The 16,332-nt window shown below is 61.8% G+C and carries 18 protein-coding genes and 1 riboswitch; of the genes, 12 read left to right on the forward strand and 6 right to left on the reverse strand.

What is annotated here, in order from left to right:
* The 12 genes from DX908_RS10440 (at position 1) to folE (ending at position 11,925) form a co-directional block, all read left to right on the forward strand.
* Positions 1-1,194, forward strand: a complete 1,194-nt coding sequence (locus DX908_RS10440; protein ID WP_116392280.1) for a phosphoglycerate kinase — start codon at positions 1-3, stop codon at positions 1,192-1,194.
* Between the two features lie 52 nt (positions 1,195-1,246).
* Positions 1,247-2,140 (forward strand): fructose bisphosphate aldolase, encoded by an 894-nt coding sequence (locus tag DX908_RS10445; protein ID WP_116392281.1) that lies wholly within the window; start codon positions 1,247-1,249, stop codon positions 2,138-2,140.
* A gap of 7 nt (positions 2,141-2,147) precedes the next feature.
* The gene (gene thiE / locus DX908_RS10450; protein WP_116392282.1) at positions 2,148-2,801 is read left to right on the forward strand and encodes a thiamine phosphate synthase; all 654 of its coding nucleotides are present in this window, start codon (positions 2,148-2,150) and stop codon (positions 2,799-2,801) included.
* Positions 2,802-2,838: 37 nt separating this feature from the next.
* The gene (locus DX908_RS10455; protein ID WP_116392283.1) at positions 2,839-4,005 is read left to right on the forward strand and encodes a tetratricopeptide repeat protein; all 1,167 of its coding nucleotides are present in this window, start codon (positions 2,839-2,841) and stop codon (positions 4,003-4,005) included.
* Positions 4,006-4,087: 82 nt separating this feature from the next.
* Positions 4,088-6,982 (forward strand): isoleucine--tRNA ligase, encoded by a 2,895-nt coding sequence (ileS, locus tag DX908_RS10460; protein WP_116393062.1) that lies wholly within the window; start codon positions 4,088-4,090, stop codon positions 6,980-6,982.
* The gene (lspA, locus tag DX908_RS10465) at positions 6,979-7,647 is read left to right on the forward strand and encodes a signal peptidase II (protein WP_199564677.1); all 669 of its coding nucleotides are present in this window, start codon (positions 6,979-6,981) and stop codon (positions 7,645-7,647) included. Before ileS ends, lspA begins: the two co-directional genes overlap by 4 nt.
* Entirely contained in the window at positions 7,644-8,201 is a 558-nt protein-coding gene (locus DX908_RS10470) for a DUF3035 domain-containing protein (RefSeq protein WP_116392284.1), read from the forward strand. The genes lspA and DX908_RS10470 overlap by 4 nt, the downstream gene beginning before the upstream one ends.
* 73 nt (positions 8,202-8,274) lie before the next feature.
* Positions 8,275-8,436: riboswitch (FMN riboswitch) on the forward strand.
* A 122-nt stretch (positions 8,437-8,558) separates the two neighbouring features.
* Positions 8,559-9,668, forward strand: a complete 1,110-nt coding sequence (gene ribD, locus DX908_RS10475) for a bifunctional diaminohydroxyphosphoribosylaminopyrimidine deaminase/5-amino-6-(5-phosphoribosylamino)uracil reductase RibD (RefSeq protein ID WP_199564678.1) — start codon at positions 8,559-8,561, stop codon at positions 9,666-9,668.
* Complete coding sequence (locus tag DX908_RS10480; RefSeq protein WP_116392285.1) at positions 9,650-10,249, forward strand: riboflavin synthase; 600 nt, start codon at positions 9,650-9,652, stop codon at positions 10,247-10,249. Before ribD ends, DX908_RS10480 begins: the two co-directional genes overlap by 19 nt.
* On the forward strand, positions 10,246-10,872 hold the full coding sequence (gene ribB, locus DX908_RS10485; RefSeq protein WP_116392286.1) for a 3,4-dihydroxy-2-butanone-4-phosphate synthase: 627 nt from the start codon (positions 10,246-10,248) through the stop codon (positions 10,870-10,872). Before DX908_RS10480 ends, ribB begins: the two co-directional genes overlap by 4 nt.
* Before the next feature lies 1 nt (position 10,873).
* Positions 10,874-11,353 (forward strand): 6,7-dimethyl-8-ribityllumazine synthase, encoded by a 480-nt coding sequence (gene ribH, locus DX908_RS10490; RefSeq protein ID WP_116392287.1) that lies wholly within the window; start codon positions 10,874-10,876, stop codon positions 11,351-11,353.
* 2 nt (positions 11,354-11,355) lie between these two features.
* Positions 11,356-11,925, forward strand: a complete 570-nt coding sequence (gene folE / locus DX908_RS10495; RefSeq protein WP_116392288.1) for a GTP cyclohydrolase I FolE — start codon at positions 11,356-11,358, stop codon at positions 11,923-11,925.
* Here the strand turns inward: folE and ybgC are convergent.
* Genes ybgC through DX908_RS10525 form a run of 6 tightly spaced genes read right to left on the reverse strand, consistent with a single transcriptional unit; the run spans position 11,922 to position 16,300 of the window.
* Positions 11,922-12,323 carry a tol-pal system-associated acyl-CoA thioesterase gene (gene ybgC / locus DX908_RS10500; protein WP_116392289.1) on the reverse strand — a complete coding sequence of 134 codons (402 nt, stop codon included), beginning with the start codon at positions 12,321-12,323 and terminating at the stop codon, positions 11,922-11,924. The genes folE and ybgC overlap by 4 nt on opposite strands.
* Entirely contained in the window at positions 12,320-13,333 is a 1,014-nt protein-coding gene (gene ruvB, locus DX908_RS10505) for a Holliday junction branch migration DNA helicase RuvB (RefSeq protein WP_116392290.1), read from the reverse strand. Before ruvB ends, ybgC begins: the two co-directional genes overlap by 4 nt.
* A complete protein-coding gene (gene ruvA, locus DX908_RS10510; protein ID WP_116392291.1) occupies positions 13,330-13,950 on the reverse strand; it encodes a Holliday junction branch migration protein RuvA in 621 nt (206 codons plus the stop codon). Before ruvA ends, ruvB begins: the two co-directional genes overlap by 4 nt.
* The gene (gene ruvC / locus DX908_RS10515; protein ID WP_116392292.1) at positions 13,947-14,447 is read right to left on the reverse strand and encodes a crossover junction endodeoxyribonuclease RuvC; all 501 of its coding nucleotides are present in this window, start codon (positions 14,445-14,447) and stop codon (positions 13,947-13,949) included. The genes ruvA and ruvC overlap by 4 nt, the downstream gene beginning before the upstream one ends.
* A gap of 51 nt (positions 14,448-14,498) precedes the next feature.
* Positions 14,499-15,449 (reverse strand): bifunctional riboflavin kinase/FAD synthetase, encoded by a 951-nt coding sequence (locus tag DX908_RS10520; protein ID WP_116392293.1) that lies wholly within the window; start codon positions 15,447-15,449, stop codon positions 14,499-14,501.
* Entirely contained in the window at positions 15,443-16,300 is an 858-nt protein-coding gene (locus tag DX908_RS10525; RefSeq protein ID WP_116392294.1) for a TIGR01459 family HAD-type hydrolase, read from the reverse strand. The genes DX908_RS10520 and DX908_RS10525 overlap by 7 nt, the downstream gene beginning before the upstream one ends.
* Positions 16,301-16,332: the final 32 nt, after the last annotated feature.

The raw sequence follows: 16,332 nt of genomic DNA on the forward strand, positions 1-16,332 counted from the left end.
ATGACCGCTTTTCACACTCTTGATGATCTTGATGTCGCCGGTAAGCGGGTTCTGGTCCGGGTGGATTTCAACGTGCCGATGGAAGGCGCGCGGGTGACGGATACGACGCGTCTTGACCGGGCCGTCCCGACCGTCCGGGAGCTGATTGACCGGAACGCCAAGGTTATCCTGATGTCGCATTTCGGTCGCCCCAAGGGGGCACGTGTGCCGGAGATGTCCCTGCGGCCTGTCGCCGAAGCATTCGAAGGCGTGCTCGGCCGTCCGGTCGCCTTTGTGGATGATGCGGTCGGCGACAATGCGGAAGCGGCGGTTGAGGCGCTTTCAGCTGGCGATGTCCTGCTGCTTGAGAATACCCGCTTTTATCCGGGTGAAGAGAAAAACGATGCCGAGTTTTCTAAACAGCTCGCAGCCCTCGGTGATCTTTATGTGAACGATGCCTTCTCGGCGGCGCACCGCGCCCATGGCTCGACCGAAGGCGTGGCGCAAATTCTTCCCTCCGCTGCCGGACGGTCGATGCAGCGCGAGCTTGATTATCTCGCCCTTGCGCTGGCCGCGCCCGAACGCCCGGTCATGGCGGTCGTCGGCGGGGCCAAGGTCTCAACCAAGCTCGATGTGCTCGAGCATTTAACGGCGAAGGCCGACAAGCTCGTCGTCGGGGGCGGCATGGCGAACACCTTCCTGCTCGCGCTCGGTCACGAAATCGGAAAGTCTCTCGCCGAAGCTGACCTCGTGCCGACCGCGAAAGCGATTCTGGAGAAGGCCAAGGCCGAAGGCTGTGAGCTTCTGCTGCCAAGGGATGTGGTCGTTGCGAAGGAATTTGCGCCCAATCCCGAGACGCGGGTCTGCGCGCCGGATGATGTGGCTGCCGATGAAATGATCCTCGATGTCGGCCCGGATAGTGTCGATCACTATGCTGAGGAACTGGAAAGCTGCAAGACGCTCCTCTGGAACGGACCGCTCGGCGCGTTCGAGACACCGCCCTTCCAGACGGCGACTGTGGAGCTCGCAAAATTTGCCGCGAAGCTGACCTTGGAGGAAAAACTCACCTCCATTGCAGGCGGCGGCGATACTGTGGCGGCGGTAAATATGGCCGGTGTCGCTGATGATTTCACCTATGTGTCGACTGCGGGCGGCGCATTCCTGGAATATATGGAGGGTAAGGCGCTGCCCGGTGTGGAGGCGCTCAAAAAGTAGTCATGCGGAAAGACGCCAAAAGGCGCGTCCGTTATTCAGTTAGGGGAATAAAATGGTAAATAAGGAAATGGCCGAACAGGCCTCACAGAAGCCTGGCTTCATTGCGGCACTCGACCAGTCGGGCGGTTCAACGCCGAAAGCGTTGCGTCTCTACGGCATCGAGGAAAGCGCCTATTCAGGCGATGAGGAGATGTTCGCTCTTATGCATGAGATGCGGGCACGGATCATCAAATCGCCGGCTTTCACCGGTGACAAGGTGATGGGCGCGATCCTGTTCGAGCGCACCATGGATGGTGAGATCGACGGTGTACCGACGGCGGAATATCTATGGAAAGAACGCAGCGTCGTTCCCTTCCTCAAGGTCGACAATGGGCTTGAGGATGAAAAGGACGGTGTGCGTCTGATGAAGCCGATGCCGGGCCTTGATGACCTTCTCGACCGCGCGGTCAAGAAAGGCATCTACGGCACCAAGATGCGCTCTGTCGTCGATGCGGCAAACGCAGAAGGCATCGCCGCCATCGTTGAGCAGCAATTCAAGGTCGCCCGCCAGATCCTCGGTCACGGCCTGATGCCGATCATCGAGCCGGAGGTCACGATCTCCATCGAAGACAAAGCCGAAGCCGAAGATATTCTGCTGGCGGAGCTGACAAAACATCTCAATGCCCTGCCGGAGGAACGTCAGGTGATGCTCAAGCTGACCCTGCCGACCAAAGCGAACCTTTATGAACCGCTGGTCAATCACCCTCGGGTGCAGCGGGTCGTGGCACTGTCGGGCGGTTACTCTCGTGCCGAAGCCAACACCAAGCTCGGCCAGAACCGGGGCGTCATCGCCAGCTTCTCGCGCGGCCTGACCGAAGGTCTCTCCGCGCAGCAGAGTGATGGCGAGTTCAACCAGATGCTGGGCGAATCGATCGACAGCATCTTTGAAGCCTCCGTAGGCGGTTGATCATCTGATGGCGGATTGTGCGCTTTATCTCATCACACCGCCGCAAATCGAGCTGGAGGCATTCCTGCCCCAGCTCGACGCTGCCCTTGCGGCGGCGCCCGGCGCGGGAGTTGAGATTGCATGCCTGCAACTCCGCCTGAAAGATGTGCCGGACACGGAAGTTCTGGCGGCGGCAAAGGCGATCAGGCCGGTGCTTGCCGCACACGGCGCGGCGCTGATCATCAATGACAGCGCCGAGCTTGCCAAAAAGGCGGGCGCCGATGGCGTTCATCTGGGGCAGTCCGATGGCAGCGTCAAACCCGCCCGTGCTCTCCTCGGCGATGACGCCGATATCGGGGTCACCTGCCACGACAGCCGGCACCTCGCCATGATCGCCGCTGAACAGGGCGCGGACTACGTTGCCTTTGGCGCCTTCTTTCCAACCTCAACCAAGGAGACGGCCCACAGGCCCGATCCTGAAATCCTCACTGCCTGGTCGATGATGACGACCATGCCTTGCGTGGCGATTGGCGGCATCACGCCGCAAAATGCGAAACCGCTCATCGAAGCAGGCGCTGATTACCTCGCCGTCTCCGCCGGCATCTGGGCGCATCCGGGTGGCCCGGCTAAAGCTGTTGAAGAATTTGGCGAAATCTTGCGGGCAGTGGGGGGCGGCGCGTAGACAATTGAGATAGCCCGGCCCTCGGGGGGAGTTCGTCATGTTCGCGTCCATCATTGCCGCCCTGATCATGCAGGCCGCCGAGCCGGCCGAGACGGTGACGATCAGTGACGCCATCCGCGCGGTCGAAGCGCAGGATTATGAGCGCGCCTTCTCCATCGCCGAGGAATATGCCGCCGCCGGCAGCCCGGATGGCCAGCATCTGCTCGGGCATCTCTATGCTAATGGCCTCGGCGTCCAGAAGGATGTCGCAAAAGCGGTCGAGCATTACGTCTCGGCGGCCAAGGCTGGGCAGGTGAATGCGCAATTCGCGCTGGGCGAGCTTGCTTATACCGGCGAAGGCGCAAAGCAGGACTGGCAGCGCGCCGCCGAGTGGTTCAACCTTGCCGCTGCCCAGGGGCATATGCTCGCCAAGACCCGGCTCGCCTATATGTATTCAGAGGGCCAGTCGGTGCCGCAGGACATGCAGCGCGCCGCCGCGCTCTTTAAAGAAGCTGCCGCTGCGGGCGTCCCGGCCGCCCAATATCATCTCGCGCTCCTCTATCTTGAGGGGAACGGCATGACCAAAGACCTTCAGGAGGCGGCCCACTGGTTCGAGCTGGCCGCGAAGAATGGCGATGCCGACAGCATGTATAATCTGGCGCTGATGCTGGAGGCTGGGCGGATCACGGGCGAGCCGGACTATGTCACCGCCGTCAACTGGATGCGGCAGGCGGCGAGGGCAGGGGTTCTGCCCGCCAAGACCTCGATGGGGCTTTTTGCCTATAATGGCCGCGGCATGGAGCGGAATGAGGCCGAGGCCCTTAAATGGTTCCGCGCCTCGGCGGAGGATGGCGATGCGGAGGGGATGTTCCTCTATGCGGTCGGGCTCTCCGAAGGCTTGGGCGGGCGCCGGGATTTCAACGAAGCCCTGCGCTGGGCGGAGAAATCGCTGGAGCAATCCTACAGCCAGTCCCCGCAATCCGTGCAGGAGCGCATCGCGCTCCGGGACCAGCTTCGCGACATCCTTGCGCGCCAGCGCCTGCTTGCTGAACGCCAGCAGACAGATGAGGTGATCCGCTCCGCGCAATCGGTGTCACTCTTCTCGCAACCCGTAACGCCGCCGCCCACACGACCGGCGGCTGAGCCGCAGGCTCCGACAGCGACGATCGCGTCGCAAAGCGAAGAGCCGGACACAGTCCGGCGCCGCAGGGGGTTGCGCCGTTAATCGGCCCGGCGCGCCTTGCCGCCATCCCCCCGGCAGGTCTAGAAGCCCCTTTCCGTCCCGTCCCTAACACCATGTGAATTCGATGCCCGACGATCAGGCCCCTTCCGGCCCCGACTATCGCCACACCATGTTCCTGCCGGAAACCGATTTTCCGATGCGGGCGGGCCTGCCCAAGAAAGAGCCCGAAATGCTCAAGCGGTGGGCAGAGATGGACCTTTACGGGAAGATCCGCGCGGCATCGAAGGGCCGGACGCAATTCACCCTACATGACGGGCCGCCATACGCGAACGGCAACATCCATATGGGCACCGCCATGAACAAGGTGCTGAAAGACATAGTTATCCGCTCACGTCAGATGTTGGGGTATGATGCCAATTACGTCCCCGGCTGGGACTGTCATGGCCTTCCGATTGAATGGAAGGTCGAGCAGGACTTTGCCGGAAAGGGGCGCAAGCGGGCCGATGTTCCGTCCTCTGAACTGCGTGATGCCTGCCGCGCCTATGCCAAGAGCTGGATCGAAACGCAGATGGCGGAGTTTCGCCGCCTCGGGATCGAGGGGGACTGGGACCATCCCTATCTCACGATGAATTATGAGAGCGAGGCAGCTGTCACGGCCGAATTCCTCAAGCTCGTTGAGAAAGGGCTCGTCTATCAGGGCTCAAAGCCGGTGATGTGGTCGCCGGTCGAGCAGACGGCCCTGGCCGAGGCCGAGATCGAATATCACGATCATCAGTCCACGACGATCTGGGTGCGTTTCCCCTTTGAGAAAGGCACGGCGCCCGAAGGGCTGGATGACGCAAAGATTGTCATTTGGACGACGACCCCGTGGACGATCCCCGGCAACCGGGCGGTCTGCTACGGCCCGACCATGTCCTATGGCGCCTACCGGATCGACAAGGTCCGCGACGACATGGAATTTGATCCGTGGACGGCGGCAGGCGAGATCGTCATCCTCGCTGATGCGCTGGCCGATGCGGTCAAGGAGGCGGGCTTTGTCAGTGAATGGACGCGCCTGCGCGATGTGAAGCCTGAGGAGCTGGGCAAGGCGACATTGCGCCATCCGCTCGACGGTCATGCGGGCGGTTATGAATTCGATGTGCCGCTCCTGTCGGGGGATCACGTTACTGATGAGGCGGGGACAGGCTTTGTCCACACCGCGCCCGGCCACGGTCAGGAAGACTATTTTGCTTGGCTCGGTCATGGTCTGCCCGGCGATCAAATTCCGCATACGGTTGGCCCGGATGGCGCCTTTACCGAAGAGGCGCCCGGCTTCACCGGCGAGAAAGTTCTCGTCACGGAAGGCAAGAAAAAGGGCAAGGACGGCACCGCCAATGGCGCCGTCATCAAGGCCCTGCTGGAGCACAATGCGCTGTTTGCGCGCGGTCGGTTGACCCACTCCTATCCGCATAGCTGGCGGTCAAAGGCGCCCGTGATCTTCAGGAACACGCCGCAATGGTTCATCCGTCTGGGGGCGGAAGGTGAGGGCGGCCTGCGGGATGACGCGCTCAAAGCCATTGCCGACACGAAATTCTATCCCGAAGGCGGACGCAACCGCATCCGCTCCATGGTGGAAAGCCGTCCTGACTGGCTGATCTCGCGCCAGCGGGCATGGGGCAATCCGATCGCGCTCTTCGTGCATAAGGAAACCGGCGACATCCTCGTCGATGCGGAGGTCAATGCCCGAATCGTCGCCGCCATCGAAAAGGGCGGGGCGAATGCCTGGTTTGATGCGCCGGATACGGAGTTCCTCGGCAGCTCTTATAACGCCGATGACTATCAGAAGATCACGGACATTCTCGACGTCTGGTTCGATTCTGCCTCGACCCATGCCTTCTGCGTTGAGGCGCGGGATGATCTGAAATGGCCGGCGGACCTCTATCTTGAAGGCTCAGACCAGCATCGCGGCTGGTTCCAGTCGAGCCTGCTTGAAAGCTGCGGTACGCGGGGCCGGGCGCCCTATGATGCGGTCCTGACCCATGGCTTCGTGCTCGATGCCAAGGGCTACAAGATGTCCAAATCACTGGGCAACACGATCGCGCCTGAAGAGCTGACGAAGCAATACGGCGCCGACATCATTCGTATCTGGGCGGCCAGCTCCGACTACGTCGAAGATGTCCGGATCGGCGATGAGATCATCGGCTCGGCGGTCGATGCCTATCGCAAGCTGCGCAATACGCTGCGCTATCTCTTGGCAGCACTTGATGGCTATACGGAGGAAGAGGCGGTCGGCCATGCCGACATGCCGGCGCTTGAACGCTATGTGCTGCATCATGTGGCGCGGGTTCATGCGCAATCCGTCTCGGCCTATGAGCGCTTTGATTTCAAGGCGGCGTGGCGGGCGATCACGGATTTTGCCAATATCGACCTCTCGGCCTTCTATTTCGATATCCGCAAGGACTGTCTCTACTGCGATGCGCCGTCCTCGATGAAGCGCCGCGCAGCCCGGACGGTCATGGCAACGCTGCTTGATTATCTGGTCCGCTGGCTTGCGCCGATCATTCCGTTCACGGCGGAAGAAACCTATCTGTCGCGCTATCCGGGCGAGGCGGATGCAGGCTCGATCCATCTGGAAACTTTCCTGACGCCGCCCGCTGAATGGACGGATGCGGCGCTTTCCGAGAAATGGGGCCGGGTACGGACGGTCCGCCGTGCAGTGACGGGCGCGCTCGAAGTTGCCCGGCGTGACAAGGAGCTGGGGGCCTCGCTTGAGGCGGCGCCCATCGCTCATATCAGCGATGCGGATTTGCGTTCGGCGCTTGACGGCATCGACATGGCGGAAATCTCAATCACATCGGGCTTCACCATCGATGAAGGGCCTGGGCCGGACGGAGCTTTCCGGCTCGAAGACCAGAGCCCGGTTGCTGTCGTTGTTGCCAAGGCGCCCGGTGAGAAATGCGCCCGTTGCTGGCGCGTCCTGCCGGATGTGTCGGATGAGACAAAACTCTGCGGACGCTGCGCTGAGGTGGTCAAATCGTGAGCGCGTGGTGGCAGACAGCGCGGGCGAACCCGACCTTCCGGCTGACGGTTCTGCTCGCCATCATCACCATCGCGCTCGATCAGGCGTCAAAGCTCTGGATCCTTCACGGCATCAAGCTGCCGACCAATGTTGATGTGAATGCCAATGGCCGGCTGGTGCAGGGCCATATGGATCTCGGCCCGATCTTCGACCTCACCTATGTCGAGAATACAGGCGTCAGCTTTGGCCTCTTTGCCGGCGGGATGGTCTCGCGGGTACTGCTTACTGCGCTCGCGCTCGGTGTGGCGATCTTCATCCTGCACTGGGCTGGTTCGCTGACACGCCGTTGGGCTGCGATTGGCGCAGGTTTCATCGTCGGCGGGGCGATCGGCAATGCCATCGACCGCGCGTCCTATGGCTATGTTGTCGATTTCCTCGACTTCTCGGCGCTTTATTTCCCTTGGCGATTCAATATCGCGGACACCGGGGTCAATCTCGGGGTGGTTTGTCTTGCCTATGACGCCTTTTTCGTGGCACCCAAGAGCACCACAAAAGGGGCAGAGGCTGAGACAACGGCTCATTTCACGTCAGATGAAGCTGGGGAAAGGGTCGAAGAGGAGACCTTCCCCGATGAGCCCTCGCGCCCTATAAGGCCCGAAAATAAAGATTCTAGGAGTTCCGAATGATCGCGCGTTATCTGTCTCTGGCCGTCCTCGCCGGCTCGGCACTTCTGATTACCGGCTGCGGCAGCCTCGGCAATGCCCTCGGCACCGGCAAGAACCCGCCTGACGAGTTCGCCATTGTCACGAAGGCGCCGCTGACCGTGCCGCCGGATTACGCCCTTCGCCCGCCGCAACCGGGGGAGACCCGGCCGGAGCGCCTGTCGACCGCTGACCGCACGCGCCAGCTTCTGATTGGCGATGAGTCCTCCGCGCCGCCCACCAATGGCGAACTGGCTCTGCTGCAAAGCGTTGGCGCGCTTGATGTCGATGACAATATCCGCGCGACGCTGGCGGCCGAAAATGGCGGCCGCGCTCAGAAAAGCGAAAGCCTTGCAAACCAGCTGATCTTCTGGACCTTCGAAGATGGCCAGATCGATGACAGCCGGGCACCGCTGCGGGTCGACAATGCCGAAGCCTGGAAGGCTGAGCGTCATGACTCAATCGAGGCTGTGACGGGCGGCGGTCAGGTTGTGATCAGCCGTGACCAGCGCATCCTCAACCTGCCGGGCGTCAAGTAACTAACCCCGCATTTGCGATGACATTCTGAGGCCCTTGTCCGGCAGCGGACGAGGGCCTAAGTCTGTCTGCACATAGAGCTTTCGGGGCGGGGTGAAAGTCCCCACCGGCGGTAATGGCGACGAAGATCGCATAAGCCCGCGAGCGGAAGGCGCTCCTCTTCAGGGGGAATGCTGAAAGCAGGATCTGGTGAGAGTCCAGAGCCGACGGTCATAGTCCGGATGGTAGAAAGCTTGGAATGCGTCAGTGTGGGCGAGGCTCGCATTCGCGTATTTCGTCTTCACGTGGCTGCTCTTTTGGGGCGGGCATCTTTTGAGGACATGCGCCCCGGGATCTCGACGAATGTTGAGGAGACGGGCGTGGACGACACCGCTCACATCTTGCGCGCAGTGGCGCTGGCCGAACGGGCGGCGGGGAGGACCTCGCCGAACCCGATGGTGGGCTGCGTCATCGTGAAAGACGGTGAGGTGATCGGCGAGGGCTGGCACCAGGGGCCGGGCACGCCTCATGCCGAACCGGCGGCGCTGGCGGAAGCGGGGGACGCCGCGCGTGGCGCGACCGCCTATGTGACACTCGAGCCCTGCAATCATTACGGCAATACCCCGCCCTGTTCAGAGGCGCTCATCGCCGCAGGGGTTGCGGAAGTCGTCTATGCGGCGGCAGACCCCAACCCGCTCGCGGCGGGCGGGGCGGATCGCCTTCGTGCCGCGGGTATCCGTGTACGGCATGTGCTGGTGCCCGAAGCGGATCGGCTCATCCGCCCCTGGGTGCATGGGCTCACCGCGTCCCGGCCTTATGTTTACGCCAAGCTCGCGATGAGCCTTGATGGCCGCACGGCAACAAAGACTGGCGAGTCAAAATGGATCACAGGACCTGAAGCGCGGACGCATGGCCACCTCCTCCGCCAACGGACGGATGCCATCATTGTCGGTGTGGAGACGGTCCTTGCGGATGATCCGGGTCTTGATCCCCGCCCCGAAGGCGTGGTGCCCGCCCCGTCGCTCAAGATCGTGATGGATAGTCGTTTGCGGACACCCGCTGAGGCGAAACTGCTCTCAACGCCCGGTGATGTGCTCATTTTCACGACCGGTACGGCGGACTGGCAGGCAGAAGACGCATTGCGCGAACAAGGCGCCGAAATCATCCGTATTCCATCCGTCAACGATCGCCCCTCTCTTTCAGCAGCTTTGGCGCATCTCAAAGAGATTGGCTGCCAGTCCGTCATGATCGAGGGCGGCGGTACGTTGCTGAGCTCTGTATTCGATGACGGGCTCGTTGATGAGGTCTGGGCCTATATTGCCCCCCTCATCCTAGGTGGTGGCCGGCCAGCCATTTCTGGTGAGGGGCCGGACCAGCTTGCCTCGGCTTTCACGCTTGCCGACCGGCAGGTCGAACAGCTTGGTACGGATCTTTTCATCCGCGGAACGCTCCAGAGACGGGAGGAGGCAGTATGTTCACAGGCCTCGTAGAGGAAATGGGCACGGTCCGGCGGGCCGGGCCAGAAGGGGACGGCTACATCCTCGATATCGCGGCGGACACCGTGCTTGAGGATGTGCGCTTTGGAGACTCGATCAGTGTCGAAGGCGTCTGCCTCAGCGTCACCGAATTTGACCGTACCCGGTTCAAGGTTGGGCTGGCCCCTGAAACTCTCAACCGTACGACATTGGGTGACTTGAAAGAAGGCGACCGCGTCAATCTTGAGCGCTCCCTTTTGCCCACGACACGACTTGGCGGGCATTATGTGCAAGGGCATGTCGATGGGACCGGATGGATCCGGGAGGTCCGGCCTGATGGCGATGCGCTCTGGGTCATCATCGATACGTCGCCAGAGATCATGCACTATATTGTCCGTAAGGGATATATCTCAGTAGATGGCACCAGCCTGACCGTCGTTGAGACGGGGACGGACTGGTTCTCTCTCACGCTTATTTCCCACACCCAGCCGCTGGTGACGCTTGGTACGAAAAAGCCGGGCGACCGCGTCAATCTCGAAACCGATATCATGGCGAAATATGCCGAAAAGGCGCTCGCAGGAAGGATCGCAGAATGAGCTTTGTTCCCGTCAAGGAGGCCATCGCCCGGATCAGGGATGGCGGTATGGTCATCATCTGTGACGATGAGGGCCGCGAGAATGAAGGCGATCTCGTGATCGCCGCTGAATTCGCGGATGCCGCCGCGATCAATTTCTGTGCCGTGCATGGCCGCGGGCTCATCTGCTGTGCGCTGGCGCCGGAGATCCTCGATCGGCTGGAGCTGCCCCTCATGGTGCCGCAGGAGGAAAACCGCTCCGGTTTCGGCACGGCTTTCACCGTCTCGGTCGAAGCGCGAGAAGGGGTGACGACCGGCATCTCCGCAGCCGACCGGGCACGGACGGTTGAGGTGCTGATCGACCCTGAAGCGAAACCGGACGACCTCGTCAAGCCGGGTCATATGTTCCCCTTGCGCGCGCGGAATGATGGCGTGCTTGAGCGGGGCGGGCAGACAGAAGCCAGCGTCGATCTCGTCCGACTTGCTGAGCTTCGTCCGGGGGCGGTCATCTGTGAAGTGATGAACTCCGACGGCACGATGGCACGGCGGGACGATCTGATGGAATTTTCAAAAACCCATGGCATCCCCATGGTGACGGTCGCGGCGATCCGCGAACACCGTCTTGCCCTGAGAAAGGCTGCCTGACATGACAAGCAGAATTGAGGCTCCCGTGACGGGAGCGGGCCGTCGCATCGCGATCATCGACACGGGCTGGAATGATTTCATCGTCAGCCGACTGACGGAGGGTGCCACTTCGACGCTGCGCCGCCATGGTGTTGCGGAGGATGATATCGTCCACATCACGGTGCCGGGGGCATTCGAGCTGCCGCTGGCGGTCAAGACGGCGGCGGAGACCGGCCGCTATGCGGCCATCGTGGCGCTTGGCTGCGTCATTCGCGGGGCGACCCCGCATTTCGATTATGTCGCGGGCGAAGCAGCCAAAGGGATTTCTTCCGTCATGCTTACCACCGGCGTGCCGGTGGCCTTCGGTGTACTGACGACAGACACGATTGAGCAGGCCATTGAACGGGCTGGAACGAAGCTCGGTAATAAGGGCGCAGAGGCCGCGCAGGTCGCGCTCGAAATGGCGGGCCTGATCGAGGCTATCAAGGCGGAAGGGGCATGAGCATGAGTGAACGTGCCAGCCGGGCGGAGGCAGAGGCCGCTGTCCGTGTACTTCTTTCCTATATCGGCGAGGATCCCGACCGCGAAGGGCTTGTCGATACGCCCAAGCGCTTCGTCAAAGCTTATGATGACTGGTTCAAGGGGTATGGGGAGGATCCGGACCAGATCCTTGCGACCACTTTCGAGGAGGTCGAGGGTTACGATGACATCGTGCTTCTCAAGGACATCCGGGTGGAAAGCCATTGTGAGCACCATGTGGCCCCAATCATCGGCACGGCCCATGTCGCCTATCTGCCGGACCGGCGGGTTGTCGGCCTGTCCAAGCTGGCCCGGCTTGTCGATACATATGGAAAGCGCCTGCAGAGCCAGGAAACACTGACCAATCTGATTGCGAACACGATTGACCGTGTGCTGAAGCCTCGCGGCGTTGCGGTGATCATCGATGCGGAGCATCAATGCATCTCGACGCGCGGCACAAGGAAATCGGAGATTTCCTGCGTCACCCGGTCGGTCCTTGGCGCCTTCCGCGATGATCCGCGTTATGAAGAGCGGCTTGCCCGGCTGATCGGCTAATCGTTGAAGACGCTTATGACATCCTGAGGGATGCGGCGTGGCCGGCCCTCAGGCGTCAGGCAGGCAACGATAACTTGCGCCGATGCGATCAGGACACCATCGCGTTCCGCTTTCTGATCAAAAATCATCCGTGCCCCTTTGACCTCCGTCACTATCGTCGTGATGGTGAGAAGGTCGTCCATCCGCGCGGCGAGATGATAGTCGAGATCCATTTTGCGGACGGCAAAGACCAGCGGCTCTTCGCGCGCCATCAGGTCGGAGTTCGTGAACCCGCACTGGCGCAGGCCCTCGGTCCGCCCGCGTTCAAAATATTTCAGATAATTGGCGTGATAGACGAGGCCGGAAAAATCCGTGTCCTCATAATAGACGCGGATCTCCAAGGTCGTGGTCAGGCTCACAGGACGCCCCCTTCCCGGTTCGGGGCGGCAAGGCCCAAATGCCTGTAGGCGCCATCTGTCAGCATACGCCCGCGAGGAGTGCGCTGGATCAGGCCCTGCTGGAGGAGGAAGGGCTCGATCACATCCTCGACCGCATCCCGCGCTTCGGCGAGGCTGGCGGCGATGGTCTCAACGCCAACGGGGCCGCCGCCAAAATGCTCCGCAATGATCCGCAGGTAACGCCGGTCGAGCGCTTCTAGGCCCAGCGCGTCAACATCGAGGCGGCGGAGTGCAGCGTCGGCGACACTTTGTGTAATCGGCAGATTGCCTTCGACGGTTGCGACATCGCGCACGCGGCGGAGAAGTCGGCCGGCCACGCGCGGTGTGCCGCGGGCGCGCCGCGCAATTTCCCGGGCGCCATCCTCGGTCATCCCGGCATCGAGCCTGTCCGCGCCGCGCCGGACAATCGCCATCAGCTCATCTTCCGTATAAAAATCAAGCCGCATGGGAATGCCGAACCGGTCAAGCAGCGGTTTGGCAAGAAGGCCTGAGCGCGTCGTTGCGCCGATCAGGGTGAAGCGTGGCAGCTCGATCTTGACCGAGCGGGCCGACGGGCCTTCGCCGATCAGGATATCGAGCGCGTAATCCTCCATGGCGGGATAGAGGACTTCCTCAACCGTGGGGCCGAGCCGGTGAATTTCGTCAATGAACAGAACATCGCGCGGCTCAAGTGCCGTCAGGATCGCCGCAAGGTCACCGGCCTTGGAAATGACGGGCCCGGAGGTTGAGCGAAAACCGACGCCCAATTCGTTGGCGACGATCTGGGCGAGCGTTGTTTTGCCGAGGCCCGGCGGGCCATGAAAGAGAACGTGATCCATCGCCTCGCCACGCGCTCGGGCGGCCTTGACGAAAATCCCCAGATTGTCCTTGACGCTCCGCTGGCCGGTGAAATCGTCCAGCCGTTTGGGGCGGAGGGCGGCATCGGCATCCTCCGGCATCCGTTCGGGGTCTGTGAGGCGGGCTTCACTCATGCCGTGGACAGACCTTTCAGTGCAGCCGTCAGGACGGACTGCACGGTCTCACTCTCATCTGCCGGCACGGCCCTGACCGCGCGCAAGGCGGCAGACTCATCATAACCAAGCCCGACAAGGGCGGCGATGGCATCCCGCCTTGCATCATCAGCCATCGGAATGTCATCGGAAGGGACGGCGCCTTTTGTCGGCAGGCCCACATCGCCCGCATCAAGGATGCCGCCCGTCCGGCTTTTCAGCTCCGTGACGATCCGCTGGGCGAGTTTGGGGCCAACGCCTTGCGCGCGCGACACGGCGGTCTTGTCACCGACCGCGACGGCATCGAGGAGGGCCGCGGGGGACAGGACGTTCAGAATGGCGATGGCGGCTTTCGCACCAACTCCTTGCACGGTCTGGAGGAGGCGAAAGGCACGGCGTTCCGATTGCGTCTCAAATCCGACGAGCCGGATATAGGTTTCGGCGACCAGCGTCTCGATGACCAGCTCGACATCGTCCCCTTCGGCCAGCCGGGCGAGTAGGCGGGGGCTTAAAGAGACTTCATAGCCGACGCCGCCGACATCGAGGATCGCTGTCTGCTCGTCCGTTGACAGAATTGTGCCGCGAAGATGCCCGATCATGCGCTGGCCCTCATCCGGAACTGGCGATGCGCCGCATGGCAAAGCGCCGCCGCAAGGGCATCCGCTTCGTCGGCTGTCGGCTCGCCGACTTTCGGCAAGAGCCGCCTGACCATGGCGAGGATCTGGCCCTTGTCGGCATGTCCTGTCCCGACAACCGCTTTCTTGATCTGGTTCGGCGCATATTCCGCAACCGGAAGACCGGCGCGTGCAGGCGTCATCAGGCAGACCCCGCGCGCCTGCCCCAGCTTGAGGGCAGAGCGGGGATCGGCATTGACGAAGGTCTCTTCAACCGCAGCTTCCTCAGGGCGGTACTCAGCGAGAGCGTCTTCGAGCCCGGCAACAAGGACGCAGAGCCTGTCGGCAAGCTCCATAGCGGGCTTTGGCGCAACGCGGCCACTTGCGACATAACGCAGGGCGGATCCTTGCGCGTCGATTATGCCCCAGCCGGTATAACGCAGGCCCGGATCAATCCCGATAATGCGGACGGTTGTACTCATTCTCTTACTTTAGGGAGCGTTGCCGCAGGAGAACAGCCCCGGAACAGAATTTCAGGAATGCGCCTCATGCCACGCCTTGGCGGCGGCGACATCCTTGTGGATCTGGGCTTTTAGTTCGTCGAGCCCGTCGAATTTCTGCTCGGGTCGGAGGAAGCTCAGGAGCGAGACATCGATCGTCTGGCCGTAAAGGTCTCCCTCGAAGTCAAAGAGATGAACTTCGAGGCGCTCGGTTTCTCCGTCTACGGTAGGGCGGCGGCCGATATTGGCAACTCCGGCAAAGCTGGTGCCATCGATCTCGGCGCACACGACATAGACGCCGAATGTCGGGCGGACATACTCGCCGAGCGAGACATTGGCCGTTGGGAAATCAAGCGTGCGGGCCAGCTTGCGACCCTCGATCACCTCGCCGCGAATAACGAAAGGCCGTCCCAGCATATGTGCCGCTGCTTCAGGCTCGCCGTTCTGTAGCGCGAGGCGAATGCCGGAGGAGGAGAATTTCTCTCCTTCCTTCGTCAGTACAGGCTCGATTGTATCGGCGCTCATGCCGACTTCTCCGGCCAGTCGAGCAAGGGCTGCTACATCGCCCGAACGGCCTGCGCCGAATTTGAAGTCCGTCCCCGTCACAATCCCTTTCAGGCCCATGATATTGCCGAGCGTGTGCTTGACGAAGGTCTCAGGAGTCTGGGTGTAGAGCCCTTCAATGAAGGGGAGGACGAAGAGCCAGCTGACCCCCAATTCACCGAGGATTCGGGCCTTGGTCTCGATCCCGGTCAAAAGGAATGGGGGCGTATCTGGCTGGAAGACCTGCCGCGGATGCGGGTCGAAGATAACGACAGCGGCGGGGGAATTGGTTTTCTGGGCCAGCGTGACGCCGTAGCGGATGAGCTCCTGATGCCCGCGATGCACGCCATCCATATTTCCGATGACGGCCAGCGCGCCGCGATAGGCATCGCCAAGGGTACACTCGAGCGGCACCCGGATGATCTTGGCATGTTCTACCATTTCAGTCCGTCTAACGCATATTGAGCGGATACGTCATGCTCACCGAGAAGAGCGCCGAGGCGCGGCCCGTCAATCCGCCCTGTGGGCCCGCGTGACTGTTCGGCGAAAATACCGTCGGCGACGAATGCCACGTCGAGTTCCTCGCGATTGGCGCCGAGGATGTCCGTCTGAAGCCCATCGCCGATGGCCAGCATGCGGGAGGCCGGGCGGCCTGTTGCCTCCAGCGCCTTTCGGCAGGCATCGTAAATCGGCTTGTGGGGCTTGCCGCAGAAGATCGTCTCTCCGCCTAACTCCTCATAGAGATCGGCAAGGGAACCTGCGCAATAAATCATCCGGTCACCGAATTTCACGACCCGGTCCGGATTGGCACAGATCATGGGCAAGCCGCGTGCCGCCGCAAGGCTCAGCATCTCTCGGTAATCTTCGGGCGTCTCGGAGATATCATCGAACAGCCCCGTGCAGAGGATGAAGCCTGCCTCCTCGATCGGCACGAACTGCGCGCCTGCCGCGTTGAACAGCGTGTCGTCCTTGTCAGGCCCCAGCCGGAAGCCGGGGATGTCGCCCATCGCCTTCACTGCCTCGACCGTCGCATCGCCGGAGGTGATGACGGCATCATAGGCCTCACGCGGCAGGCCGAGCCGGTCGAGCTGCGGCGGGATCGCGGACGACAGGCGCGGCGCATTTGTGATGATGACAACCGGCCCCCGCGTCTCGCGGAATTTGAGCAACGCATCGCCTGCGCCCGCGAAAAGCTCGCGGCCATTGTGGATAACACCCCAGGCATCGCACAGCAGCGCGTCGTAGCGGCCTGCGATTTCTGACAAGCCCTTGATAATGAGGGGCGCCCCCATGCGCATTTCTCCTGTTCATCCCAACAATGACC

This window comes from Parvularcula marina (assembly GCF_003399445.1).
GTDB lineage: Bacteria > Pseudomonadota > Alphaproteobacteria > Caulobacterales > Parvularculaceae > Parvularcula > Parvularcula marina.